This window comes from Brevundimonas sp. EU05-FHT14B07 (assembly GCF_058790795.1).
The window spans coordinates 778,824-803,343 of record NZ_JBYTCZ010000001.1; the positions used below are offsets into that span (position 1 = coordinate 778,824).

The following is a 24,520-nucleotide window of genomic DNA, read 5'->3' on the forward strand; positions in this document are numbered from 1 at the left end:
TCGCGCGAAGGACGATCGCTAATGCTCTCGTGCGCTCAAGCCCTCTCCCAGTGGGAGAGGGGTCAGAGCCTCTGGAACGCCTTACCGGCCGCGTCGAACAGATGCGCTTGTTTCGCGGGGACGTGCAGCGTCAGGCGCTCGCCCGCCTTGGCACGGAGTTCACCCGCCAGCTGAACCGTCAGCGTGTCTTCGGACGCTGGATGCTTCAGGTGCGCCATGGTCGTCGCACCCAGGGTTTCCACGAACATGGCCTCGGCGGTCAGCGCATCGCCGTCGCCGGTCGTGGTCAGATGCTCGGGACGGACGCCCAGGGTGACGGCATCGCCAAGCTTGGCCGAGGCGGCGTCAACCGACACCCTGATAGTCTCGCCTGCGGACGTCTTCACCGTAGCTCCAGCAGCCGAGGCTTCCACGATCTCAGCGGCCAGCAGGTTCATCTTGGGGCTGCCGATGAAGCCGGCGACGAATAGGTTGGCAGGGTGCTCGTACAAGTCCATCGGCGCGCCGACCTGTTCGATCCTGCCGCTGTTCAGCACCACGATCCGGTCGGCCAGGGTCATGGCCTCGACCTGGTCGTGGGTGACGTAGATCATGGTGGTCTTCAGCTCGGCGTGCAGCCGCGCGAACTCATAGCGCATCCGCACCCGCAGGGCGGCGTCCAGGTTGGACAGGGGCTCGTCGAACAGGAAGACCTCGGGCTCGCGCACAATGGCGCGGCCGATGGCGACGCGCTGGCGCTGGCCGCCCGACATGGCCTTGGGTTTGCGGTCCAGATAGTCGGTGATGCTGAGCGCCTCGGCGGCGGCGCGGACGCGGCGATCGATCTCGGCCTTGTCCGTTTTGGCCAGCTTCAGACCGAAGGCCATGTTCTCATAGGCGGTCATGTGCGGATAGAGCGCATAGGACTGGAACACCATGGCGATTCCCCGGTCCGACGGCGATAGGTCATTGACCACGCGGTCGCCGATCAGAATCTGGCCCGTCGTCGCCTCTTCAAGACCGGCGATGGTGCGCAGCAGGGTGGACTTGCCGCAGCCCGAGGGCCCGACGAAGACGATGAACTCGCCGTCGGCGATCTCCAGATCGACACCCTTCAGCACCTCGACGGCGCCGAACGCCTTCTTCACGTCGACCAGACGGACGTTCGCCATGCTTCCTGCTTCCCTGACCCGTTTCTGTTTTGCCGCACCGTAACCGGTTACATCGCAGGATCAATGGCGCGAGACGTCTCAGTCGCGGGCTGGCGCGCCCAGCGGGAAATAGTCGCGATAGGGGCGGGCCTCGTCCACGCAGCGGGCGACTGACGGGCGCGCCAGCAGACGGGCGCGATAGGCCTTCAGCGTCTCGAACCGTTCAGGGATCGGGTGGGTCCAGTCGGCGTAGAAGAGGGCGGGCGCGGCGGCGCAGTCGGCCAGGCTGAACCCATGATCGGTCGCCCATTCGCGTCCGGCCAGACGCTGATCCAGCCAGGCGTAGGTCGTCTCCAGCATCTTGCGCGCCTCGGCGTCGCCTAGCGGATCGCGGTCGGCCTCTGCCCGCATGGAATTGAAGACTATCCGGCCCTGGGGTGTCGAGACGTAGTTGTCGAACACCCGATCCATCATCCGAACCTCGACGGCGGCTGCGGCGTCGTCGGGGATCAGACGGACAGGGCCGGGATAATGCGCCTGTAAATGTTCGATGATGGAAGCGGATTCAAGCACCGTCATCTCGCCGTCCTGCAAGACCGGGAACCGTTTGAGCGGCCATAGGGCGCGAAGTTCCGCATTGGCCGACGGATCTTCCAGGCTGCGGTATTCGAAGGCGATGTCGTTCTCGTAGAAGGCGATCAGCGCCTTCTGGCAGAAGGAGGAGAAGGGGTGGGCGTAGAGTTTCATCGCGTCCTCCAGACCAGTCGTCCGATGCGACTTTCACCCGGCATGACGGAGAGTCAATTTGCAAACCTGCAAAATTACACTTTCGCAAAATGGAGGCGCTGGATAGAAGCCCGCCACAGATCGCGGGGACCACGACATGACACAGCGCAAAATCCTGATGGCGACGGCTTCGGTCGCCTGGATGTCGCTCGCCGGAGCCGTGCAGGCGCAGGAAGCGTCGCGCGTGGACGACATCGTCGTCACCGGCTCGCGGATCGCGGCCGGCGACCGGATCGCGCCGGTGGAGATGGTCGGGCGCGAGGTCATCGCCGCCGCTGGGATCGCCGATGCGTCGCAACTGGTCCGCCTGGTGACCGCCAACTCGGGCTCGGAGGCCCAGATCGATCAGCTGAACCAGCCGCAGAGTTCGGGCACGGCCCAGTTCAATCTGCGCAATCTCGGCCTGGGGTCGACCCTGGTCCTGGTGGACGGCCAGCGCTGGACCAACAGCGCCGTGGTGGCGACGGACGGTTCGGGCTTCGTCGACATCAACTCGCTGTTTCCGATGATCGCGCTTCAGCGGGCCGAGGTGGTCAAGGACGGCGCCTCGGCGGTCTATGGCTCGGACGCGGTGGCGGGCGTGGTCAACTTCATCACCCGGCGGGGCGTGGACCGCCCAGAGATCAGCGTCAAATACGCCGTCGCCGACGGGTCGGAAGAGAGCGTGATCGAGGCCCTCGGCGGCTTGAAACTGCTGGGCGGCGATCTGACGCTGGCGGCCTCGCATTTCCACCGTTCGGCCTTGGGCTCGGACGAGCGGGACTTCACCCAGGCCGAACGCTATGGCCGCGCCGCCTGGACGGCCGTGACCAGCTATGGCCAGCCGGGTTCCTATTTCCGACCCAGCCGCAACGGTTTTTCGCCCGATCCGGCGTGCGGCAATCCGGCGTTCGGTAGCGCCTATCTGAACTCGCCCACGGACGCCTTCTGCCGGCTGGACTATTCGGACTTCTTCGATCTGGTCCCGGAGGAGACGCGGACGCAGCTGTTCGCGGACTACCGACGGCCTGTGGGCGACATGACCCTGTCGCTGCAAGGGGCGTGGTCGGCGACCAACACCATCGCGCGCCAGTCGCCCTCGCTGCCGATCCTGGCGCGGTCTCTGACGGTGCCGGCGAGCCATCCCGACAATCCGTTTGGCGAGGCGGTGCTGTTCCGAGGGCGGCTGCTGGGGGCGGAGGCCGGCGCGTCGCAGGCCGAGTTCGACTATCGCACATGGCGTGTGGCGGCCGGGCTGGATGGCCGCTTCGGCAATGGCTGGACCTGGAACCTATCGGCGACCAGCAGCCGTCAGCATGTCGCCTATGACAAGCCGGACACCATCGGCAGCGCCGTGCAGAATGCGCTGAATGGCCTGGGCGGGGCGGGCTGCAATCCCGCGACGGGGAGGCCCGGCGTCGGGTCCTGCCAGTATTTCAACCCGTTCGGCAGCGCCTATCTGGGGACCGGGACGGCGAACAGCGCCGCCCTGATCGACAGTTTGATCGGCTCGACCGGCCTGCGGGGCGCGGCGACCCTGACGACGGCGGACGCCTCGACCAGCGGCGAGGCCCTGGCCTGGGCCGGCGGGTCGGTCGATGTCGCCGTGGGCGCCCAGTATCGCCGCAGCGGCTTCCGTCACGACTGGAGCGATCTGGTGAACCGGGGCGATCTGCTGACGGCGGGCGTGTCGCCGGATTTCGAGGGCGATCAGGAAGCCTTGGCCGCCTTCGCCGAAGCCCGCCTCGATCTGGGCGACCGGATCGAGGCGCAGTTGGCCGGGCGCTACGAATCCTACGACGGCAACGAGGGCCGGTTCAGCCCCAAGGCCGCGATCCGGTGGGACGTCACCGACGCCCTGGCCCTGCGCGCGTCGTGGGGGCAGGGGTTCCGGGCGCCGTCGGTCTATGCCCAGTCGGGGGCGCAGGCGTCGCAGCCGTCGGTGTTCGACCGAGGGGCGTTCGTCTTCGTCAACACCCTGACCTCGGGCCGGGCCGACCTGAAGCCCGAGAAGTCCGAGAGCCTGAACCTGGGCGCAGTTTGGACGCCGATGAACGGGCTGGAACTGGGCGTGGACGCCTGGCGGTTCGACTATACTGACCAGGTGGTCAAGGAGTCGGCCCAGGCCATCATCAACCAGGCGGCGGCCGATACGGCGGCGGGGGGGACCGGCACGGAGGCGCAGAGCCGCATCACCCGCTCGGCCAGCGGCGCCCTGACCTTCGTGCAGCTTTATTTCGTCAACGCCTCGTCCATCGAGACCCAAGGGATCGACTTGTCGGCCCGCTATCGGCGCGGTCTGTGGGGCGGGGAGGCGACGGCCTCGGCGACCTGGACCTATGTGGACGCCTATGACATCCGGCTGGACGCGTCGGCCGCGAAGGTGTCGGGCGTCGGTTCGACCAACCTGAACAACATCGGCCGGTCCCTGCCACGCAATCGCGGGGAGTTCGCCTTGGGCTGGAACAGTGGGGCGCATGCGGTGACGGCCCTGGTCCACTACACCGACGGATACGCCAACGACCGCAGCGGCATCACCGACGCCAGCATCGCCAGCCAGACGACGGTCGACCTGCTCTACAGCCGCACGATCGGCGCCGACCTGGATCTGTCGGTAGGAGTGGTCAATGTGGCCGATAAGGCCCCGCCGCTGGCGCAGTTCGCCCTGGGCTATGACCCGGTCGTGGCCGATCCGCGCGGACGGGTGGTCAGCATCGGCCTGAGCAAGCGGTTCTGATCGGCGGTTGCGCGGTCAACCGGGCGGTGTATGCATCCCCTGGGGGAGAATCCGATGACCGACGGCGAGACGACGCGCAAGCAGGCGTTCAAGGACCTGTCCGAGGACGCGCTGGGCTTTGGCGGCGCAGAGGTGCGGACCGCGCGCGACCTGCTGGTGCGGCCCCGGTTGGTGCTGCAGGCCTGGATGATCGAGGGGCCGACGGGGGGCGGGCGTTACGCCAAGCCGTTGAAGCTGTATCTGGCGCTGAACGCGATCCTGATGCTGATCGTGTTTTTGCGCGGGGGCCTGAGCCTTTATCTGGACGGCATGCCGGCCGAGGTGCTGAACCCCCTGCTTCAGGAGGCAGGCAAGTCGCGCGACGCCTTCATGTCGGACGCCGACGGTTGGATGTCGCTGGTGGCTGTGCCGATCATGGCGCCGCTCTACGCCCTGGCGGCCATGCCGCTGTTTCGCCTGTGGGACGCCGAGGACCTGGGCCTGAGATGCGGGTTTCGCGCGGCCTTCGCCTATCTGAACGCCTGGACCGTCCCGTTGCTCCCGCTGGCCTGGTTCATGTTCAGCCCCGGCCCGCTGGCCGCGGCGTGCAGCCTGTTGATGCTGGTGCTGGGCATCGTGGCCTTCATGCGGATGGGGCGGGGACGGTGGTATCGGGGCGTGGTTCCTGGCCTGGCCAAGGGCTTGATCGTGATGACGGCCATCGGTCTGTCCAGCGTCGTTGCGACCTTTATCGTGATGGTCATCGGCGTCTTCGCCGGGTTCGCGGCCTAGACGGCCGCCTGACAAAAACACCGTCTAATTCGTCTAATTCGTCTAAAATCAGCGACAGAGCGAAATTGCACGGCGCCGAAAAAGGGCGTGCAAAATGCAAGGTGGTGCAATTCCTGAGCGCTGCTGTTTTCAAAGACCCGTCGACATCATAGTCCCGTTCGGGGATGCGTCAGGTCGATTGACGAAGGCCGTCTCTAAGCGCCCGACACTAAAGGGGATTTGTCGGCGAACAATGACGGCAAGGCTGCGCCTTTGTGCGTGGATCGGTCGTCGGCCCACTTCTGTCCCGAAACCTCATTTTCGGTAGTTGCTTTGTCGACAGGGGCGCGAGCGAGGGCGACAGTGTTCGTCGAAGCCTCAAACGGTCCACCAATGTCTCTGCGTTTACAGGCCGCTCAGGTCGCTTGGCTGAATACGAAGCTGACCCTCGATTTCATCGCCGCATCCCGCACCTGGATCGACGAGGACCTGATATCCGCGCTGCTGACGGCGGGCGTCGTGGATGCAAACGTCAGAGGCGCCGACGACGAAGGTGCGGCACGCGACTCTTCCATTGGAGCCGGCATTTTGCCGAACGCCCTGCGGCGGCCTGTGAATGCAATCAGCATCGCCATGTCCCTGGGCGTGCCGCGCGAGAGCGCACGCACCAAACTGGCGGGATTGGTGGAGCGGGGCGTGCTGGTGCGGACCGACGGCGGCTTCGTCTTGCGCGCCGAGGTGTCGCAGTCGAAACCGTTCAAGTCCGCGATGGAAGCCTTCCTTCTGGCCACGGTGGAATTCGTCGATGGGCTGGCGATGCTGAATGCATGCGGCGCCCGCGACGGCGACCGGGTCGTCACGCCAGCCTGGCCAGTCGCAGGCTTGGCGACGCGGCTGATGACGGCGCACGTCCTGAAAGGCATCCAGCACGCCCGATCGCTGAAGCCCGAAATCAGCCTGACGACGCACTACGTCCTGCTTTGGCTGTCGCATCTCACTGGAAGCGCCTTGAGGGTTGTTCAGGAGCCGGACGCCGGCCGTCTTGGCCCCCTGAACCCGCCGTTCGGGCCGGTGAGCGTGATCGAGGTCGCCAAGGCCGCCAGAATGGACGACGAAACGGTTCGCAGGCACCTGGGTCAGCTTGAAAACGCAGGCTTGGTCATCCGGGTCGCCGGCAAGAGAGACATCAATCTGCCGGATCAGACTCTGGTCGCGAACTGGCTCGATTTCCAAAGCCGGACCATCCTCGGCACGCAGCAGCTGGTGCGCAAACTCTATGTCGCGGGCGTGATCGTCGATCGCCCGAGCGACACCATTCGATTGTTCTGAACGACGATGATGAGGTTCGCATCACAGATTGATGCTGGGGCTGCATTCGTCGGTTGCTCGTCGAATGCCGTCGTCAACAGGGGCCGCGCCGATGCCAGCCCTTATTGATGCGTTCGACTGGGCGACGACGCCCCTGGGGCCAAAGCGCGATTGGTCGCCCGCGCTGAGCATTACCTATGACATGATGATGGGAATGGGTTTCGCGGCCAGCGTCATGTGGGGCCCGGAGCGCACCTTGCTCTACAACGGCGCCTATATTCCGCTGCTCGGACAAAAGCACCCGAGCGCCCTGGGCCGTCCGCTGGATCAGGTCTGGCATGAGGTGTGGGACGATTTGCGCCCTCTGACGGAGCGCGCGCTGGCAGGCGAAACCGTTTTTCTGGAAGACCTGCCGCTGACGATGGTTCGAAACGGCTATTCGGAAGACACCTGCTGGGTGCTGTCCTACAGCCCCGTGCGGGACGGCGACGCGATCGTCGGCATTCTCAATATCGCCATCGAAACGACCGAGCGGGTGCGGGGCGAGCAACACCGGCAGATGCTGGTCGACGAATGCGGCCACCGGGTGAAGAACACGCTCGCCCTGGTTCAAGCGGTCGCCCGCAGCACCTTGTCGGGCGTCGATCGGGATGTGCTGGAGCGTTTCGACGAGCGACTGAACGCCATCGCCAAGACCCAGCAGACGCTGGATGAAAAGGCGTGGAATGGCGGCGACCTCGGTGAGATTGTTCGCGACGCGGTCGGTAATCTGGTGCGCAGGCCGGTTTCCATCTCGGGGCCGTCGGTGCACCTGTCGCCGCGTGTGGCGCAGACGGTCGCCTTGATCATCCACGAGCTGACGACGAACGCGTTCAAGCATGGCGCGCTGGCCAAGCCTGGCGGCCGCGTCTCGGTCGATTGGCGGCTGGATGAGGGTGAACTCGTTCTGACGTGGATCGAAGGCGGGGGCGCGCCGGCCCATCCGCCGCTCAAGACCGGCTTTGGCGTCAAACTGCTCGCGAGAGGCCTGCTGGGGTGCGGCGGCGCGGATCTTCGTTACGGCGTAGAGGGGTTCTCGGCGACGTTCACAGCGCCGGCGTCGCGTCTGACCGACAGTTGACGATGCCCTGCGAGGGGGCGAAAGCGGCTGCGTCAGCTTGATCCACGACCTCCGAGAGACCCATGACCTACACACTCTATGGCATTCCCAACTGCGACACGGTGAAGAAGGCCCGGGTCTGGCTGGAGCAGCAGGGGGTCGACTATGTCTTCCACGACTACAAGAAGGCCGGAGTGGATGCGGGGCGGCTGGGCCAGTGGGTCGACGAGCACGGTTGGGAGACGGTGCTGAACCGGGCCGGGACGACCTTCAAGAAGCTGCCCGAAGCCGACAAGGCGGACATCGACAGATCGAAGGCGATCGCGCTGATGAAGGCCCAGCCGTCGATGATCAAACGGCCGGTGCTGGATCTGGGGGATCGGCGGCTGGTGGGGTTCAAGCCCGAGGCCTACGCCTCAGCGCTTACCTGAGCCGGACGGTCGCGGCGACGCCGAAGTGGTCGGACGGGTATTCGCCGTTGGTCGGCGTATCGCCGAAGCGGCGGGCCTCGCCGGCGATGAAGGCGGCCTGTTCGACGAAGATGTGGTCGATGACGCGCTCGGGGTGACCCTTGGCCGGGTTCAGGGTGGTCGTGACCGCGCTGCGGGGCAGAGCGCTGAAGAAGCGGGGGCCCGTCAGGGTCGCCAGGCCGGAATCCTCCTGCGTCGCATTGAAGTCGCCCATGACGATCAGAGGCGTGCCGTCCTGCGGCAGCCAGCCGAGCAGGGATGCGATCTGGCGGGCGCGCACCGGGCCGGCGTCCTGTTGCCACGCCAGATGGGTGACGACGACATCGACCGGGCGACCCTGGACCGCGACGCGAAGCCGAAGCGCGGTGCGGAAATCGTCGAGCGGCTCAAGCTTGGTCGAGGCCTCGGCCAGAACCGGCAGTCGGGTCAGCAGGGCGTTGCCATAGCGACGCGGGGCGCCCTCGGCGTCGGTCGAGACGAAGGCGACATGATAGCCGCCCAGTTCGCGCGCCACCATCCGGGCCTGGTTCTCCAGCCCGACATTGGCGTCCTCCAGCACCTCCTGAAGGGCGATGACGTCGGCGTCCTGGGCCTTCAGCGCGGCGACCAGCAGCGGACGGCGGGCCGCCCAGTCGCCCATGTTGTGCCAGATGTTGAAGGTGACGAGCTTCAGCTCGGTGGGCGTCTTAGCCTTTGGGGCCGTGGCGCAGCCTGCCAGCGGCGCGAGGGCGGCGGCGGCCAGCAGAGTGCGACGGTGGATCATCTTGGCCTCAGCCCTCGACGTCAGTCGAGGGACGGTCGTGGCCGTCCGCGCTTTCGGTGACCCATTCGCCGGCGGCGGTCCCGTATTCGATCGCTGCGGTCTGGTCCGGCACGCGCTGCTCGCGCGCGACGCGCACGGCGGCGGCCTTGGCGTCGTCGTGGGTGGCGAAGGTTTCGGAATAGGTGTCGCCGGACTTGTAGGCCCAGCCGCCGTCATGCTCGACGATGCGATAGGTGACATGGGCCATGGGACGCGCTCCTGAGATTGATGAAACCGGACCCTAGACCGAACCGACGGCGGCCGAAACGGCGACCTTACGAAGATTTCACCTAACGCCGCGCATCCGTTGAGGCGTCGGCCAGCCTCTTGTGATCAGAAGGCCGCCGCATCAGGCTGCTGCAACGGTTCAAGGGATACTCGACATGGAAGACTTCATTCCGATCTTCGCCATCTTCGCCGTCTTCGGCACGATTACGGCCATCGTCTTCGGCCCCACCTTCCTGAAGTACCGCGAAAAGCGCGACATGCAGGAGACCGTGCGTCTCGCCGTCGATAAGGGTCAGGAGCTGCCGCCCGAACTGCTCGATGTGATGACCAAGGATGTGCAGAAGGGGCTGCCGTCGCGCAGCAAGGACATTCGCAAGGGCGTGCTCAGCTTGGCGAGCGGCATCGGCATCGCCGGGTTCGGCATCGTCGTTCAGGGCACGACGCACGTCTGGGGCGGCAATGGCCAGGGCGCGTTGCTGGGCATCGCCTGTATTCCCGCAGCCATCGGCGTCGCCTTCATCATCCTGGGCTTCTTCAACCCGAACAAAGACTGACGTCCGCCGGAAGGGGGAAACGTCATGGTCAAATCATTGAGAGACTTCCACGATGTGGAGCTGGCCGCCCAGGCGGCGGCCGGCGGTCGGCGGGAGTATGGCGAGCTGGTGCGTCGGCACGGGTCGGCGGTGCGGGGGCTGCTGCGCCGGATGGGGGCGACGCCGTCCCTGTCCGACGACGTGGCGCAGGACGCCTTTCTGCAAGGGTTTCAGCGGTGCGCGGAGTTTCGCGGGCAGGGGACGTTTGCGGGCTGGATCAAGAAGATCGCCGCACGACTCTATCTGAAGCGGGTGGCCAAGGAGGCGCGCTACGTCGCCGAGATTGAGGCCGACCAGGCGGATGTGGTCGTCGATCGCGGCGGTCTGATGGACCTGGACGAGGCGTTGAAGACGCTCAGCGAAACAGAGCGTGTCTGCGTCTCCCTGTGCCACGGCGCGGGGATGTCGCATCCGGAAATCGCGGCAGCCATGAATTTGCCGCTTGGCACGGTGAAATCGCATGTCAAACGTGGTCTGGATAAACTCCGTGCGCGGCTTCAACCGGCGCACGGCTCAGGCGGGAGGTCGGTCCATGTCGGCTGACGAATTCGATCCGATGATCGAAAGGCTGTTCGCCCAGGCGCCGAGCCTGCCGGACGAGGCTCTGTTCCTGGCGACGGTGCAAGCGCGCATGGAGACGCGGTCGCGCTGGCGCGCCCTGACCCTGACGGCGGCGGGACTGATCGGCGGCGTGCTGGCGGTGCGCGAGGGGGTGAACATCAACTTCACCGCCGACGGCGATACGACCCTGGCGCAAGGCCTCAGGGCGGCGGCCGCCACGGCGCAGGGCGCGGCGCAATCGGGCCTGGACGGATTAGGCCTTCAAGGTCTCGGCGTCGGGTCTCTGGATGTGATGAACGGCTCGGGCATGATGGCCTTCTGGATCGTCGCCGGGGCCTTGGTCGCCCTGATGGCGGCGGGCGTGGCGAAGCTGTCGCAGGACGTGTGAGCGCGGCTGCAAGGGTGACACCGGCGGGGCAGGGGCCTATCTGACCCCTTCACGTCAGGAGGCCCGGCGATGTCCGTCCACACCCAAGAGAGCGTCAAACGCATCACCGTGCCCGATATCGCGGGGCGCAAGGGCGGCGAGCCGATCGTCTGCCTGACGGCCTATGACGCGCCGATGGCGGCCCTGCTGGATCCACACTGCGATGTGCTGCTGGTCGGCGACAGCCTGGGGATGGCGGTTCACGGCCTGCCCAATACCGTGGGCGTGACGCTGGAGATGATGATCCTGCACGGGCAGGCCGTCATGCGCGGCGCCAAGCGGGCCATGGTGGTCGTGGACATGCCGTTCGGCTCCTACGAAGGCGGCGAGGAGGTCGCCTACGCCAACTGCGTGCGGGTGATGAAGGAGACGGGCGCCCAGGCGGTGAAGCTGGAAACCAGCATCGAAATGGCCGAGATCGTCGCCTTCCTGGTCAAGCGCGGCATTCCGGTCATGGGCCATGTCGGCTTGCGCCCCCAGGCGATCCTGGCCGAAGGCGGGTTCAAGGCCAAGGGCCGGACCGAGAGCGAGCGTGATCGGGTGCTGGCCGAGGCCAAGGCCGTCGCCGAGGCCGGCGCCTTCTGCATCGTTATCGAGGGCGTCGCGGAATCGCTGGCGCGCGAGATCACCGAGACGATCGACGCGCCCACCATCGGCATCGGCGCCTCGGCCGCCTGCGACGGTCAGGTGCTGGTGGTCAACGACATGCTGGGCATGTTCGACTGGACCCCGAAGTTCGTGCGCACATACGCCGATCTGCGCACCGAGATCGACCGCGCCGCCTCTGCTTTCGCCAGCGATGTGAAAACCCGCCGTTTTCCTGCCGAAGTCGAGACCTACTTCTCGAAAAAGCCGGCTTCGCAGTAACGGACGACGTTGCGGGCGGGGAGCCGACCTTCTAGGGTCCGCGCCGGTTTGCATTTCGCGATTTTGGGGCGACGTTTCAGTGGTTGATGTCTTCGAGCAGGTCGAGGAGGAGCTTCGCTCCGACAAGTTGAAGCGCCTGGCCAAGACCTGGCTGCCCGTTTTCGGCGTGGTGCTGGTCGTCGCCCTGATCGGCGCCCTGGGCTGGTGGGGCTGGGACAGCCTGAACTCCAACAAGGCCGCCAAGGCCGCCGAGGCCTATGATCGCGGCATGGAGGCTCTGCGCGCCGACAAGCCGATGGACGCCCGCGCCGCCTTCGAGGAAGCGATCAAGGAAGGCAACGGCGCCTATAAGGTACTGGCCCTGCAGCAGCAGGCCGGCCTGGCCGTCAGCGCCAACAAGTTCCAGGACGCGGTTCGCCTGTTCGACGAGGCCGCCAAGGCGTCCAGCGATCCGATCCTGTCCGACCCGCCCGCCCTGAAGGCCGCCTTCCTGATCATGGACACCGCGCCGCTGGCCGAGATCGAAAAGCGCCTGACGCCGCTGGCCGAAGACAAGCGCCCGCTGCACGCCTTCGCCCAGGAAGCCCTGGCCCTGGCGCGCCTGCAACACGGCAAGACCAAGGAAGCGCGTGAGGCCTTCGTGCTGCTGCAACTGGGTCAGGACGTGCCGGACTCGATCCGTCAGCGCGCCCAGATCGCCGTGGAATCCATCGACGCCGGCACCGCAGCCGCCATCAAGCCCATCATCGACGCCGCCGCCAAGGCGACGCCTCCGGCCGCCGGCGCTGCGAACGCGATGACGCCCTCGGCCGCCCAGGCTGCTCCGGCCCAAGCTGCCCCGGCTCAGGCCGCACCCGCTCAGGCGGCTCCCGCCGCCGCGCCGGCCGCCCAATAGTGACGACCCCTTACAGGACGCCCCCGATGAACCGAGTTCTGAAAGTCGCGCTGATCTGCGGCGTCGCCGCAACGATGGCGTCCTGCGGCACCGTGCGCCGCAACCTGCCGTTCGGTCTGGGCGGCGGCAAGGAAGACGCCGGCGCGACCGCCTCGGCCGGCCAGCGCATCTCGGTGCTGGAGTTCGAACAGAGCCTGTCGCCGTCGGCCGCCCTGTCCGGCCGCGACTTCTTCCTGCCGGGTCCGCAGGCCGTGACGGCCTGGACGCAGCCGGGCGGCACGTCCGAGAACCTGGTCGAGCACGTCATTGCGGCGCCGAACTTCCAGATCGCCTGGAAGCGGGGCGTCGGCTCGGGATCGGCCCACGTCGGCAACGTCATGGCCCCGATCGTGGCCGCCGACGGCAAGATCTTCGTGCTGGACGGCGAATCGACCGTTTCGGCGGTTTCGGCCGACACCGGCGCGATCCTGTGGAAGGCCAACGTCAAGAACGCCGATCGTGACCGCAACGGCGGCTTCGGCGGCGGCGTCGCCGTCGGCGGCGGCAAGGTCTTCGTCTCGTCCGGCTATCGTTCGATGACGGCGCTGGACGCCAATACCGGCGCGGTGGTCTGGACGCAGCAGGTGGACGCCCCGATCCACGGCGCCCCGACCGTCTCGGGCAACCGGGTCTTCGTCGTGGACGTGGACAGCCAGCTGTTCGCCTTTGACGCCAACACCGGCGCGCAGGACTGGACCTATCGCGGCATCGCCGAGCCGGCGCGCGTCATGCGCGCCTCCAGCCCCGCCGTCAGCGGCACGACCGTCGTCGCCCCGTTCGCCTCGGGCCAGCTGGTCGCGCTGAGCGCCCTGAACGGCCAGGCGGTGTGGGAAGAGACCCTGTCGCGCACCAGCCGCACCAGCGCCCTGTCTGAGGTTCGCGACGTGGCGGGCCGTCCGGTCATCAGCCGCGGCATGGTCTATGGCGTCAGCCACTCGGGCGTGATGTCGGCGCTGGACCTGCGTTCGGGCCAGCCCAAGTGGCAACTGCCGGTGACGGGCGTTAACGCGCCGCTGCCGGTCGGAGACGCCGTCTTCGTGGTGTCCAAGTCGGGTCAACTGATCACGGCCAACCGTGACACGGGCCAGATCTATTGGACGCGCGAACTGAACGAGGGCCGCGAGCGCCGCGAGGGCGGTTTCCTGACCTTCGGCCGTCGCACCATCCGCCCGCAATGGTCGGGACCGCTGCTGGCCTCCAACCGTCTGGTGATGGTCAACTCGTTCGGCGAGGCCGTCGCCTTCGATCCGAAGACCGGCGTGGCGCAGACGACGCTGAAGCTGGGCGCGCCTGCCTATATCGCGCCGGCCGCCTATAACGGCGCGCTCTATGTGCTGACCGACAACGGCCAACTGATCTGCATCCGCTGATTTTCAGCCCAAACTAAGCTAGAAGGCCGACATGGCTCTGAAGGTCGCCATCGTCGGCCGCCCCAATGTGGGCAAATCGACACTGTTCAACCGCCTCGTCGGCAAGCGCCTGGCGCTCGTCGACGACCGCCCCGGCGTGACCCGCGACCGACGCTACGCCGACGGCAACATCGGCGACATGGATCTGACGCTGATCGACACGGCGGGATACGAGGACGTCACCGACGACAGCCTGGAAGCCCGGATGCGCGAGCAGACCGAGGCCGCACTGGACGACGCCGAACTGGTCATGTTCATGATGGACGCCCGCGAGGGCGTGACGTCGCTGGACCGGATCTTCGCCGAGCGCCTGCGTCGAGTGCACAAGCCGATCATCCTGCTGGCCAACAAGTCCGAGAGCCGCGAAAGCGGCGGCGGCGTCGGCGAGGCGCACGCCCTGGGCTTTGGCGAACCCGTCGCCATCTCGGCCGAGCACGGCGAGGGGATGGCCGATCTGTACGCCGCCATCGTCGCGGCCTCGCAGGACATCTTCGTCGAGGAGATCGACGAGCCGGACAAGCCGATCCGCATCGCCGTCATCGGCAGGCCCAATGCGGGCAAGTCCACCCTGATCAACCGCCTGATCGGCGACGACCGGTTGTTGACCGGGCCGGAAGCGGGCATCACCCGCGACTCCATCTCGGTCGACTGGCAGTTCGAGGGCAAGAACATCCGTCTGGTCGATACGGCCGGCATGCGTCGCAAGGCGCGGGTGCAGGAGAAGCTGGAGAAGCTGTCGGTCGCCGACACCATCCGGGCCATCACCTTCGCCGAAGTCGTCATCCTGATGATGGACAAGGACGACGCGTTCGACACACAGGACCTGCAGCTGGCCGATCTGGTCGAGCGCGAGGGCCGCGCCCTGGTCTATGTCGCGTCGAAGTGGGACCTGGAAGACGAGCCCCAGTCGCGCATGGCCAAGCTGAAGGGCATGGCCGAGGACAAGCTGCCGCAACTGAAGGGTTCGCCCTTCGTGGCCCTGTCGTCGCACAGCGGACGCGGCGTCGAACGGCTGATGCCGGCGGTGCTTCAGGCCTATGACACCTGGTCGGTCAAGGTGAAGACCAAGGACCTGAACACCTGGCTGTCCATGGCGACCCAGCGTCACCCGCCCCCCGCCGTGGACGGCAAGCGGATCAAGCCGAAATACATCGCCCAGACCAAGGCTCGCCCGCCGACCTTCGTGCTGATGGCCAACCGCGCCGAGTCGATGCCGGAGCATTACAAGCGCTATCTGGTCAACTCGATCCGCGAGAGCTTCGACCTGCCGGGCACGCCGATCCGCCTGAACGTCAAGTCCAGCGGTGTGAACCCCTATGCCGAGGGCGGCGCCAAGTCCGGGCCGGAACGCTACAAGGGCGACGCCAAGACCGCGCCGCGCCGCGTCAAGAAGGCCGAGAAGGAAGAGGCCCTGTCCAAACTGCCCGGCAAGGCGCTGGAGCAGAAGAAGACCCGCAAGGCCCAGCCCAAGATTCTGGGCGGGTTGAAGTCCAGCGCGTCGAAGAAGGCCGGTTCGTCCGTGGCGATCCAGAAGGGCGCCCGCGGCGGCGCTCGCCAGGTGTCGCGCTCGGGCCGGATCCGCACGGGCCAAAAGGGCGGCGCCAAGAAGTGACGGCGTGAGCGAGGCCGAGAGCGCTCTTCCCGCCCGGCCCACCTCGCGTTGGCTGATCATGGACGGGCAGGGGCGGGTGCTGCTGTTTCACTTCGTGTTTTCCGAAGGACCGCTCGCCGGCACAGCCTTCTGGGCGACGCCCGGCGGCGGGTGCGAGACTGGCGAGACCTTCGAGGACGCCGCGCGCCGCGAACTGTTCGAAGAGACGGGGCTGGTCGTCGAAGACCCCGGTCCGCAGGTCGCCCAGGTCCGCGTCAGCTTCCGCCTGCCCGACGGCCGGATGGCGGACGTGGATCAGAGGTTCTTCGTGCTGCGCACCGACGACTTCGTCCTGTCGCCCAAGGGTTGGACGGACGAGGAGCAGCGGGTTCTGACCGAACACCGCTGGTGGAGCCTCGACGACATCCGCGTTTCCAAAGAAACGATCTGGCCGGCTGAGTTGGCGGAAATCATCCAGGGTTTGCAGCCGCTCGAGCGATGAGGCTCAAGTCAGTTTGCGACCCAGTTTTTGCAGCACGGCGTCGCGGTAGGTGCGGCTGACCACCAGTTCGGCGCCGCTGTTCATCGTCAGTCGCCAGGCGCCGTCGGACAAGGGCTGAACCTGTCTGACGCGGGCCAGGTTGATCAGGCTGGAGCGGTGGCTGCGGGTGAACAGGCGTGGATCCAGACGCGCTTCCAGCGCCTGTAGGGTGTCGCGGATCAGTCCCTCCTTGCCGTCCCAGTTGACCACCACATAGTTGCCGGCCGAGGCGAACCATTCGATGTCGCCGACGGCGAGCGAGGTGCGCGCCCGGCCCATGGAGACCAGCAGGCGCTGGGTCTGCTCCGGCTCCAGCGTACGAGCCTCGGTCAGGGCCGTGGTCAGGATGGCGATCCGGTCGCTGGCGTCGCGGGCGCTGCGCCAATAGGCGGCTGCCAGACCGATAGCGACGACGGCGGTGTAGAGAAGCAAGACGACCGGGAGCCGGTCGATGGTCCGCGCCAGCCATTCGCCACCCTCGCCGGCGTGGTTGAGGAAGCCCATGTCGGTGCGGGCGTTCAGGGCGGCGATCAGGGGGACGGCCACCAGCATGACGGCAGCCAGCACGCCTATTGCCCGCCACCGTGCGCCGGTTCGGCGGATCACCGCCCATGTCAGGCCCGCAACGGCCAGCCACGGCGTGTAGGACAGGGCCGCCCAGAGGAGCGAGCCGCCAACCGATAGGTCCGCCGATCCCCGCCTGAGATACCAGGCGACGGCGAGCACGGTCGCAACATAGCTATAGGCCGTGAACAGGCCGACGACCGCCGTGACGGACAGGCGCATCAGCCGATGCACGGGGTGCAACGGCGTTTGCGGATCAGCAAGGTCGCGATCCACACCACGATCAGGCATTGGAACAGGACGGTTGGCCAGAGCTGGCTCCACGGGGCGGGCAGGGCGGTCAGGAAGTTGCCGGAAAAGGCGCTCAGGACCGCAGAATAGGCGCCCAGCATCTTTGTCAGATGCTCATAGGTCCAGAGCTCAGGTGAAAAGGGCCAGGATCTGGGCGCGCTGAACCGCCGCAAGTCCCACGCTCCCATGGTCAGGGCGCTGGCGGCCAAAGCGGCCGAGACTGCGGCGGGACCGTCCGATCGGCCTTTGGCCAGAAGGACGAGAACCCACAGGCCGATCCCGATCACGCCCAGGGTCGCGGCCCAATCCAGCGGACGGGCCCGATCGGCTGTGTTTAGGTTGGGCCGTTTGCGTCTCAGCACCCTGATGCCTGAAAACAGGCTGAGGGTGGCGGTCGCCGACAGGGCCAGAAAATAGGTGTTGAACCGCAGCGCCGTCATCGCCCAGGCGCAGACCAACAGGACGGTCATCAGGCCAGCAAACAGCCGCCCGCAAGCCCGATGGGCTCGGCCGCCCTTCCGGGTGACGATGGGCAATACGCCGACCAGCACGGCGCAAAGTCCGGTCGAGACGTGGATGATCAGGAAGGCTGAAAACAGGGTCATGATCCCTGCTTGTCGGCGCTCGCCCTCTGTCGCCACGAGTCTGGGACGAATGTCAGCGGGTAGGGTCGAAATCCTCAGATCAAGGCGTCGACCGAGGGGCCGGCGGTCCAGTCGCGGAACTTGATGGTCAGCGGAGGCGTAGCGGCGGCGTTCGACAGTTCGACGACTAGCGGGCCGATCTCGGAGGGGTGGGGCAGGACGGACGGATCTTCGCCCGGATAGGCCTGGGCGCGCATGGCGGTGCGCATGCGGCCGGGATCGACGATGCTGACGCGGACGGGCGTGCTCTCGATCTCGTCGGCCCAGGCCTTTACCAAGGCCTCGGCGCCCGCCTTGGTCGCGGCGTACATGCCCCAGAAGGCCTTGGGCGTGCTGGCGACGCTGGTGGTGAAGTGGATGGCGCGGCCGGCGTCGGAGGCGCGCAGCAGCGGCTCCAGCGAGCGGATCAGGCGATAGACGGCGGTGAAGTTGGTCTTTTCGACCTTGGCGAACTCGCGCGGGTCGGCGTGCGACACCGGCGTCAGGCCCGAGGGGCCCATGGTGGCGGCGCAGTGGACCCAGATGTCCAGCTTCTTGAACCGTTCGAAGATGGCGCCGCCCAGCCGGTCGATGGCCCCGCCGTCCACCAGATCGAACGGGATCAGGGTCGCGTGGCGGCCGGTGGCGGCGAAGATGGCGTCGTCCAGCTCTTCCAGACCGCCCTGTGTGCGCGCCGTCGCGATGACGTGCGCGCCTGCCTTGGCCAGGGCCAGGGCGCTCTCATAACCGATGCCGCGCGAGGCGCCGACGACGAGGGCGATACGGTCGTGCAGGGGGAGGGCGTCGGTCATGTTCGGGTGGTAGGAGTGGCGATGCGGCGGGTCAATGTGTTAAGCTGTAAGCAGATGTGTACAGGAGCACTCTGTCATGGCCGCCAGCACGACCGTTACTGTCCGCATGAGTGAAACGCTGAAAGAGCGGCTGGGGCTGCTTGCCGAGAAAACCCAGCGCACCCAGTCTTTTCTCGCTGAACGCGCCATCGCTGGCTACGTCGAACGAGAACTGGAAATGATGACGGCCGTCGAGGAAGGTCTCGAAGATTTCAGAACAGGCAATGTGGTCCCGCACGAAGAGGCCATGCGGCAGATCCGCGAGACCATCGCCAAATATGAGTCCTGATGCGCTCCGTCGTCTGGTCACGGCGTGCGCTGCTGGAACTGACCCACGCCATCGACTATCTGGCCCAGCGCAATCTGCCCGCCGCGCAGAAGATCGAAGCCCGCATTATCGAGACGACGGAAAAGCTGGCGCGACGACCGATCGGTCGGCCGGGCAAACAGCCGGACACCTACGAAAAGCTTGTGGCCGGCGCGCCGTATCTGATCGTCTATGCCCTAGCGGACGACGCCGAAGGCGGCCAGGTCCAGATCATCCGCCTGTTCCACACAGCGCAGGACCGCGAGTGACGGCCGTCAGGCGCTGACCAGCAAGGACAGCTGTTTGGCGCCGAACTCGCGCCCGCCTTCCTCGATCTCGCGATCCAAGAGGCGGGTGGGGTAGTCGCCGGTGAAATAGTGGTCGGTGAACTGCGGGGCGGCGGCGCTGCGGCCGGTCTCGCCCATTGCACGATACAGGCCGTCGATGGACAGGAAGCCGAGTGAATCGACCTCCAGCATGTCGCGCATTTCTTCCAGCGTCTTGTTGGCGGCCAGCAGCTGGGCGCGCTCGGGCATGTCAATGCCATAGAAGTCGGGGAAGAGGATCTGCGGGCTGGCCGAGCGCAGATGGACTTCGGTCGCGCCGGCGGCGCGGACGGCGCGGACCAGTTTCAACGAAGTGGTGCCGCGCACGATGGAGTCGTCGATCAGGACGACGCGCTTGCCGGCCAGGGCCGACTTGTTGGGGCTGTGCTTCATGCGCACGCCCTTTTGCCGGGCGCCTTGGCTGGGCTGGATGAAGGTGCGGCCCAGATAGTGGCTGCGGATGATGCCCATCTCGTAGGGGACGCCGCTTTCCTGGGCGTAGCCGAGGGCGGCGGGTACGCCGGAATCGGGCACAGGCACGACGATGTCGGCCTCGACGCCCAGTTCGCGGGCGAGGCCGCGACCCATTTCCTTGCGGACCTCATAGACGGAGCGGCCGTTCACGACCGAATCCGGGCGTGAGAAATAGACGTACTCGAACAGACAGGGACGCGCCGCGCGGGCGGGGAAGGGCTTCAGCGAGCGCAGGCCGCTGTCGTCGATGACGACGATCTCGCCATGTTCGACGTCACGCACGAAGGTGGCGCCCATCATGTCCAGGGCGCAGGTCTCGGAGGCCAAAACCCAGCCGTCGCCCAGCTGGCCCAGCACCAGCGGGCGAATGCCCAGCGGGTCGCGGGCTCCGATCATCTTGGTGCGGGTCTGGGCCACCAGGGCGTAACCGCCCTCGATCCGGGCCAGGGCGTCAGTGAAGCGATCGACGATCTTGGCTTTGCGGCTACGTGCGATCAGGTGGAGGATGACCTCGGAATCCGAGGTCGACTGGAAGATGGCGCCCTCGCTGACCAGCTGGGCGTGCAGGAATTTGAAGTTGGTCAGGTTGCCGTTGTGGGCGATGGCGATGCCGCCCTGGTCCAGATCGGCGAACATCGGCTGGATGTTGCGCAGGAAGCTGCCGCCGGCGGTGGAATAGCGGGTGTGGCCCACGGCCGCGCGGCCGGGCATCCGCGTCATCAGGTCGGCGCCGCCGAAGGCCTCGCCCACCAGGCCCTGGTGGCGTTCGGTGTAGAAGCGCTCGTCCTTGACGCTGGCGATGCCGCAGGCTTCCTGGCCGCGATGCTGAAGGGCGTGAAGACCCAAGGCGACGACGGAAGAGCCTTCGTCCTCGTCTGCGCCCCAGACGCCGCAGACGCCGCATTCCAGACGGAGCTGGTCATCCTCCGGCTCGCGCCAGTGCTCGCGGTGAACGACGGGATCGGCGATATGGTGGCGCATCGTGGGGCTCCGATGACCGGGGAAACTTAAGGGGCGGCTTCGCGGCGCGAGTTAGGCTCTGATTGCGTCGGGGGCAAGGCTTCGTCGTCCGAAAACCCCCGGCGTACGGACGAATCCACGACCGGCGTGATGGCGTCGGCGCCGCGTCCGATGCTGGGCAGGACGATCTGGATCATCCGCGCGCCCATGGCGCTGACCGGATAGAGGGCCGCTCTCCCGAGCCAGAGCGGGGTGCGCTCGCCTGGCAGGGCTGCGACGATGACCAGATGCACCGCGCCGATCAGGACCAGCGCACGAATGCCGCCGATGAACAGCCCAAAGATGCGGTCGATGACGTCGAGGTGCGGATGATCCTTGGCGCTCTTGGACATCATCGAGCCGACCAGGCGCAGGCCGAAATAGACGACGAAGAAGGTCAGGACGGCGGCCAGGATCGACCCGGCCCACTCGGGATCGACGAAGGCGCGCGTGACGCCGGCGGTCCAGGGCAGGGCGATCAGGGCGACCAAAGCCGCCAGGGTCGCGCTGAGCAGGGTGATGACCTCGCGCACCCCGCCGCGCACCCAGCCGGCGGCGACGGAAAACAGGATCACCACGATGGCGAAGACGTCGTATCCGGTCACGCGTGCGGGATCCTGCGGTTGCTACCAGGGTCTAATAGCGGTTCTGCGAGATTCGTTCGACCACATCCGTCAGGCGCGTGACGGATGTCACCTTCACCCCCTTGGTCTTGGCGGTCAAAGTCGGGCTCAGAACTTGATCGAAGCCCAGTTTTTGCGCTTCGCGGAGCCGGGCCTCGGCGCGGCCGACGCTGCGGACCTCGCCCGACAGGCCGATTTCGCCGAAGACGACGCAGCCCTGGGGCAGGGACACGCCGGTCGCCGAGCTGATCAGGGCCGCCGCCGCCGCGAGGTCCGCCGCTGGTTCGTTGATGCGCAAGCCGCCCGCGACATTCAGATAGACGTCCTGATCGCCAAAGCCGAAGCCGCAGCGGGCCTCCAGTACGGCCAGAACCATCGCCAGACGTCCCGTCTCCCAGCCGATCACGGCGCGGCGCGGGGTGCCATAGGCGGACTTGGACACCAGGGCCTGCATCTCGACCAGGACGGGGCGCGAGCCTTCGATCCCGGCGAAGACGGCGGCGCCCGGCGCGCGCTCCTTGCCCTCGCCGAGGAACAGAGCGGAGGGATTGGCGACCTCGCGCAGACCGGCGTCGCCCATTTCGAACACGCCGATCTCGTCGGTGGCGCCGAAGCGGTTCTTGCCGGCACGCAGGATGCGGAACGGATAGCCGCGCTCGCCCTCGAAGGTCATGACGGCGTCGACAAGGTGTTCGACCACGCGAGGGCCGGCGACCTGGCCGTCCTTGGTGACGTGGCCGACAAGGACCACCGCGACGCCCTGCGACTTGGCCAGGCGCACCATCTCGCCGGCGCAGGCCCGGACCTGGGTGATCGAGCCGGGGCCGCTTTCGTGCACGTCGGACCACAGGGTCTGGATCGAATCGACAATGACGATGTCGAACTGTTCGCGCTTCAGCGTGCCCAGGATGTCGCGCAGCGCCGTCGCGGCCGCCAGATTGACCGGCGCGTCAGCCAGGCCCATCCGTTTGGCGCGGGCGCGAATCTGTTCCACCGCCTCTTCGCCCGAGATATAGGCCACGCGCGATCCACGCAGCGCCGCCTTGGCCGCGACCTCCAGCAACAGGGTGGACTTGCCGACGCCGGGGTCGCCGCTGAGCAGGATGGCCGAGCCGGGCACGAGGCCGCCGCCGCAGACCCGGTCGAACTCGGCCACGCCCGTCGTGATGCGCGGCGGCTCGGGCGTGTCGGATTGAAGCGTCTCGAACTGGATGCCACGCGTCCGGGCCGAAGCCGCCGCCGATGGTTTGATCGCACCGGGCGGGGCCGAGCGGCTTTCCTCGCTCAGGGTATTCCACTGGCCGCAGGAACTGCATTGTCCCGACCATTTGCCGTGGACCGTGCCGCAGGACTGACAGACATAAAGGGCGGAATCGCGAGCCATGGGCTTCCTTAGCAGATCGAACGGTCGCGCCGGACATGGCCTCGGCTCACGACAGTTTCGGTCGCAGGCGCAACCTTTGCCATACTGAAGGATTGAGAATGTGTCGCACACCCTTGCTTCTTGAGGCGACGCAACGTCAACATCCGCCCATCTTCTCTCGCCGAGGCCTGTCATGACCGATCCGACGACCCACTCCCAACCCGCTGTCGATCCGGCCCTGGTCGCGCGGGTCAAGGGCATACTGCTGCAACCCAAGTCCGAATGGCTGAAGATCGACGGTGAGTTCGCCACGACCAAAAGCCTGTTCACCCGATATGCGATGATCCTGGCGGCGATCGGCCCGGTCTGTTCGCTGCTCGGCGGTCAGTTGATGCCGATCATGGGCGTGAAGCTGTCGATCGTGGGCGCGATCGTCGTGGCGCTCGTCAGCTACGGCATGTCCTTGCTGGGGGTCTTCCTGCTGGGACTGATCATCAATGCGCTGGCGCCGAACTTCGGCGGCACGGCCAACAAGGTTCAGGCCATGAAGCTGGCCGTCTATTCCTGGACCGCCGCCTGGCTGGCGGGCGTCTTCGGCCTGATCCCGATGCTGGGCATTCTGGCCATCCTGGGCCTGTACAGCTTCTATTTGCTGTTCGTCGGCCTGCCGATCCTGATGAAGGTGCCGGAAGACAAGAAGGTCGGCTATTTCATCGTGACGGTGATCGCCGGCGTCGTGATGTATTTCATCATCTCGGCGATCGTCGGAGCCATTTCGATGAGCTTCGTCGCCGCATCGGTCGGCATGGCCGGTCTCGCCGGAATGGGCCCCGGCTACTGAGAATAGACGCGCGGCACGCGGGGGGTGAGCGAGGTCAGCAGCTCATAGCTGATGGTCCCCGCTGCGGTCGCGGCGTCGTCCAACAGGCGGTTCGGGCCGAACAGTTCGACCGGATCGCCGACCGCGACATCCAGGCCGGTGATGTCCACCGCGCAGACATCCATCGAGACCCGACCCAGCAGAGGGCGGGTCTCGTTGGCGATCCAGACGGCACCCTTGGGCGAATAGGATCGCAGCAATCCATCCGCATAGCCGGCCGCCACGGTGGCGACCTTGATCGGCCGCTCGGCGATATAGCCGCGGGAATAGCCGACGCTCTCGCCGGCGGGCACGTCGCGGACCTGAAGCACCTCGGCCGTCAAGGTGGCCACGGGTGCAATCCGGGAATCGGGACGCCCTTCTGGACCGCCGCCGTAAAGACAGATGCCCGGCCGAACTGTGTCGAAGGCGAAGTCCGGGCCCAGGAAACAGCCGCTGGAGTTGGCGAACGACCGGACCACGCCCGGATAGCGATCCAGCACGCCCGCAAAGGCGTCACGCTGGCGCCGGTTCATCGGATTGGCCGGTTCGTCGGCGCAGGCGAGGTGGGTCAGGACCAGGGCCAGGCCGTCGAAAGCGTCAGGCGCGTCCTCGGGCCGAATACCCAACCGGTTCATGCCAGTGTCAATCTGCAGGCCGCAGGTCCCGCCGCCCGCCGCCCTCCAGGCCTGGATCTGCGCCGGATGGTTCAGCACGGGCCGCAGGTCCGACGCCTTCAGCATCGCCGCATCGTCGCCGTGGCAGCCGTCGAGCACATAGATGACGGGACCGTCGGCGCCCAAGGCCGCGCGCAGCCGCACGCCCTCCGCCGCCCGCGCGACGAAGAAGGTCCGCGCCCCCTCGGCCATGAGCCGTGTCGCCACGGCCTGGGCGCCCAGCCCATACCCGTCCGCTTTGACCACCGGATGCACCGGCTGGCCGCTGACGGCCTCCAGCGTGTGATAGTTGCGCGCCAGGGCGTTCAGATCGACGGAGAGGACGGCGGGGGTCGATACGGTCATGGCGTC

General features: G+C 66.8%; 27 protein-coding genes. 16 read left to right on the forward strand and 11 right to left on the reverse strand.

Going from position 1 to position 24,520, the window contains the following annotated elements; translation table 11 throughout:
* Positions 1 to 62: 62 nt before the first annotated feature.
* Positions 63 to 1,151: an ABC transporter ATP-binding protein gene (locus AC3WRC_RS03840; protein WP_492302957.1), complete on the reverse strand. Its 1,089-nt coding sequence runs from the start codon at positions 1,149 to 1,151 to the stop codon at positions 63 to 65.
* A 78-nt stretch (positions 1,152 to 1,229) separates the two neighbouring features.
* A complete protein-coding gene (locus tag AC3WRC_RS03845; protein ID WP_055754967.1) occupies positions 1,230 to 1,877 on the reverse strand; it encodes a glutathione S-transferase family protein in 648 nt (215 codons plus the stop codon).
* A gap of 136 nt (positions 1,878 to 2,013) precedes the next feature.
* Here AC3WRC_RS03845 and AC3WRC_RS03850 point away from each other — a divergent pair, with 136 nt between their 5' ends.
* From AC3WRC_RS03850 to AC3WRC_RS03870, 5 genes are all read left to right on the forward strand, one after another.
* On the forward strand, positions 2,014 to 4,632 hold the full coding sequence (locus tag AC3WRC_RS03850; RefSeq protein WP_492302958.1) for a TonB-dependent receptor plug domain-containing protein: 2,619 nt from the start codon (positions 2,014 to 2,016) through the stop codon (positions 4,630 to 4,632).
* Between the two features lie 54 nt (positions 4,633 to 4,686).
* The gene (locus AC3WRC_RS03855) at positions 4,687 to 5,403 is read left to right on the forward strand and encodes a hypothetical protein (RefSeq protein ID WP_492302959.1); all 717 of its coding nucleotides are present in this window, start codon (positions 4,687 to 4,689) and stop codon (positions 5,401 to 5,403) included.
* 372 nt (positions 5,404 to 5,775) lie between these two features.
* Positions 5,776 to 6,711: a hypothetical protein gene (locus tag AC3WRC_RS03860; protein WP_492302960.1), complete on the forward strand. Its 936-nt coding sequence runs from the start codon at positions 5,776 to 5,778 to the stop codon at positions 6,709 to 6,711.
* Positions 6,712 to 6,802: 91 nt separating this feature from the next.
* Complete coding sequence (locus AC3WRC_RS03865) at positions 6,803 to 7,810, forward strand: sensor histidine kinase (protein ID WP_492302961.1); 1,008 nt, start codon at positions 6,803 to 6,805, stop codon at positions 7,808 to 7,810.
* A gap of 62 nt (positions 7,811 to 7,872) precedes the next feature.
* Positions 7,873 to 8,220 carry an ArsC family reductase gene (locus AC3WRC_RS03870; RefSeq protein WP_316407333.1) on the forward strand — a complete coding sequence of 116 codons (348 nt, stop codon included), beginning with the start codon at positions 7,873 to 7,875 and terminating at the stop codon, positions 8,218 to 8,220.
* Here AC3WRC_RS03870 and AC3WRC_RS03875 read toward each other — a convergent pair.
* Together AC3WRC_RS03875 and AC3WRC_RS03880 are read right to left on the reverse strand one after the other, a co-directional pair.
* Positions 8,213 to 9,022 (reverse strand): endonuclease/exonuclease/phosphatase family protein, encoded by an 810-nt coding sequence (locus AC3WRC_RS03875; RefSeq protein ID WP_492302962.1) that lies wholly within the window; start codon positions 9,020 to 9,022, stop codon positions 8,213 to 8,215. The genes AC3WRC_RS03870 and AC3WRC_RS03875 overlap by 8 nt on opposite strands.
* 7 nt (positions 9,023 to 9,029) lie before the next feature.
* Positions 9,030 to 9,269, reverse strand: a complete 240-nt coding sequence (locus AC3WRC_RS03880; RefSeq protein WP_492302963.1) for a DUF2188 domain-containing protein — start codon at positions 9,267 to 9,269, stop codon at positions 9,030 to 9,032.
* Positions 9,270 to 9,444: 175 nt separating this feature from the next.
* Between AC3WRC_RS03880 and AC3WRC_RS03885 the strand changes: the two genes are divergently transcribed.
* The 8 genes from AC3WRC_RS03885 (at position 9,445) to AC3WRC_RS03920 (ending at position 16,173) form a co-directional block, all read left to right on the forward strand.
* Positions 9,445 to 9,843, forward strand: a complete 399-nt coding sequence (locus AC3WRC_RS03885) for a DUF6249 domain-containing protein (RefSeq protein WP_055808381.1) — start codon at positions 9,445 to 9,447, stop codon at positions 9,841 to 9,843.
* A gap of 24 nt (positions 9,844 to 9,867) precedes the next feature.
* Complete coding sequence (locus AC3WRC_RS03890) at positions 9,868 to 10,425, forward strand: RNA polymerase sigma factor (protein ID WP_055808384.1); 558 nt, start codon at positions 9,868 to 9,870, stop codon at positions 10,423 to 10,425.
* Positions 10,415 to 10,831 carry a hypothetical protein gene (locus AC3WRC_RS03895; protein WP_017506107.1) on the forward strand — a complete coding sequence of 139 codons (417 nt, stop codon included), beginning with the start codon at positions 10,415 to 10,417 and terminating at the stop codon, positions 10,829 to 10,831. The genes AC3WRC_RS03890 and AC3WRC_RS03895 overlap by 11 nt, the downstream gene beginning before the upstream one ends.
* A gap of 69 nt (positions 10,832 to 10,900) precedes the next feature.
* Positions 10,901 to 11,737, forward strand: coding sequence for a 3-methyl-2-oxobutanoate hydroxymethyltransferase (gene panB / locus AC3WRC_RS03900; protein WP_492302964.1), 837 nt, complete (start codon positions 10,901 to 10,903; stop codon positions 11,735 to 11,737).
* A gap of 79 nt (positions 11,738 to 11,816) precedes the next feature.
* A complete protein-coding gene (locus AC3WRC_RS03905) occupies positions 11,817 to 12,632 on the forward strand; it encodes a tetratricopeptide repeat protein (RefSeq protein WP_307510757.1) in 816 nt (271 codons plus the stop codon).
* Positions 12,633 to 12,658: 26 nt separating this feature from the next.
* A complete protein-coding gene (locus tag AC3WRC_RS03910; protein ID WP_088582173.1) occupies positions 12,659 to 14,041 on the forward strand; it encodes a PQQ-binding-like beta-propeller repeat protein in 1,383 nt (460 codons plus the stop codon).
* Positions 14,042 to 14,072: 31 nt separating this feature from the next.
* Positions 14,073 to 15,692: a ribosome biogenesis GTPase Der gene (gene der / locus AC3WRC_RS03915; protein ID WP_066625896.1), complete on the forward strand. Its 1,620-nt coding sequence runs from the start codon at positions 14,073 to 14,075 to the stop codon at positions 15,690 to 15,692.
* Positions 15,693 to 15,696: 4 nt separating this feature from the next.
* Complete coding sequence (locus AC3WRC_RS03920) at positions 15,697 to 16,173, forward strand: NUDIX hydrolase (protein ID WP_492302965.1); 477 nt, start codon at positions 15,697 to 15,699, stop codon at positions 16,171 to 16,173.
* A 3-nt stretch (positions 16,174 to 16,176) separates the two neighbouring features.
* Here AC3WRC_RS03920 and AC3WRC_RS03925 read toward each other — a convergent pair whose 3' ends face one another.
* The 3 genes from AC3WRC_RS03925 to AC3WRC_RS03935 form a co-directional block, all read right to left on the reverse strand.
* Positions 16,177 to 16,998 (reverse strand): LytTR family DNA-binding domain-containing protein, encoded by an 822-nt coding sequence (locus AC3WRC_RS03925; protein ID WP_492302966.1) that lies wholly within the window; start codon positions 16,996 to 16,998, stop codon positions 16,177 to 16,179.
* Complete coding sequence (locus AC3WRC_RS03930; protein ID WP_492302967.1) at positions 16,998 to 17,672, reverse strand: DUF2306 domain-containing protein; 675 nt, start codon at positions 17,670 to 17,672, stop codon at positions 16,998 to 17,000. The genes AC3WRC_RS03925 and AC3WRC_RS03930 overlap by 1 nt, the downstream gene beginning before the upstream one ends.
* Before the next feature lie 74 nt (positions 17,673 to 17,746).
* Positions 17,747 to 18,502, reverse strand: a complete 756-nt coding sequence (locus tag AC3WRC_RS03935) for an SDR family NAD(P)-dependent oxidoreductase (RefSeq protein WP_492302968.1) — start codon at positions 18,500 to 18,502, stop codon at positions 17,747 to 17,749.
* Positions 18,503 to 18,578: 76 nt separating this feature from the next.
* On the opposite strand from AC3WRC_RS03935, the gene AC3WRC_RS03940 reads away from it, so the two are divergent.
* Together AC3WRC_RS03940 and AC3WRC_RS03945 are read left to right on the forward strand one after the other, a co-directional pair.
* Positions 18,579 to 18,830: a CopG family ribbon-helix-helix protein gene (locus tag AC3WRC_RS03940; protein ID WP_017506570.1), complete on the forward strand. Its 252-nt coding sequence runs from the start codon at positions 18,579 to 18,581 to the stop codon at positions 18,828 to 18,830.
* Positions 18,830 to 19,117, forward strand: coding sequence for a type II toxin-antitoxin system RelE/ParE family toxin (locus AC3WRC_RS03945; protein ID WP_492302969.1), 288 nt, complete (start codon positions 18,830 to 18,832; stop codon positions 19,115 to 19,117). Before AC3WRC_RS03940 ends, AC3WRC_RS03945 begins: the two co-directional genes overlap by 1 nt.
* A gap of 6 nt (positions 19,118 to 19,123) precedes the next feature.
* Here AC3WRC_RS03945 and purF read toward each other — a convergent pair whose 3' ends face one another.
* From purF to radA, 3 genes are read right to left on the reverse strand one after another with little or no spacing between them, the layout of a single operon-like run.
* Positions 19,124 to 20,629, reverse strand: coding sequence for an amidophosphoribosyltransferase (gene purF, locus AC3WRC_RS03950; RefSeq protein ID WP_492302970.1), 1,506 nt, complete (start codon positions 20,627 to 20,629; stop codon positions 19,124 to 19,126).
* 26 nt (positions 20,630 to 20,655) lie between these two features.
* Positions 20,656 to 21,252 carry a CvpA family protein gene (locus tag AC3WRC_RS03955; protein ID WP_492302971.1) on the reverse strand — a complete coding sequence of 199 codons (597 nt, stop codon included), beginning with the start codon at positions 21,250 to 21,252 and terminating at the stop codon, positions 20,656 to 20,658.
* A 31-nt stretch (positions 21,253 to 21,283) separates the two neighbouring features.
* A complete protein-coding gene (radA, locus tag AC3WRC_RS03960; RefSeq protein WP_492302972.1) occupies positions 21,284 to 22,654 on the reverse strand; it encodes a DNA repair protein RadA in 1,371 nt (456 codons plus the stop codon).
* A gap of 172 nt (positions 22,655 to 22,826) precedes the next feature.
* On the opposite strand from radA, the gene AC3WRC_RS03965 reads away from it, so the two are divergent.
* Positions 22,827 to 23,474: a Yip1 family protein gene (locus AC3WRC_RS03965; RefSeq protein WP_492302973.1), complete on the forward strand. Its 648-nt coding sequence runs from the start codon at positions 22,827 to 22,829 to the stop codon at positions 23,472 to 23,474.
* On the opposite strand, the gene alr is transcribed toward AC3WRC_RS03965, so the two are convergent.
* On the reverse strand, positions 23,468 to 24,514 hold the full coding sequence (gene alr, locus AC3WRC_RS03970; protein ID WP_492302974.1) for an alanine racemase: 1,047 nt from the start codon (positions 24,512 to 24,514) through the stop codon (positions 23,468 to 23,470). The two genes, AC3WRC_RS03965 and alr, sit on opposite strands and share 7 nt — an antisense overlap.
* Between the last annotated feature and the right edge of the window lie 6 nt (positions 24,515 to 24,520).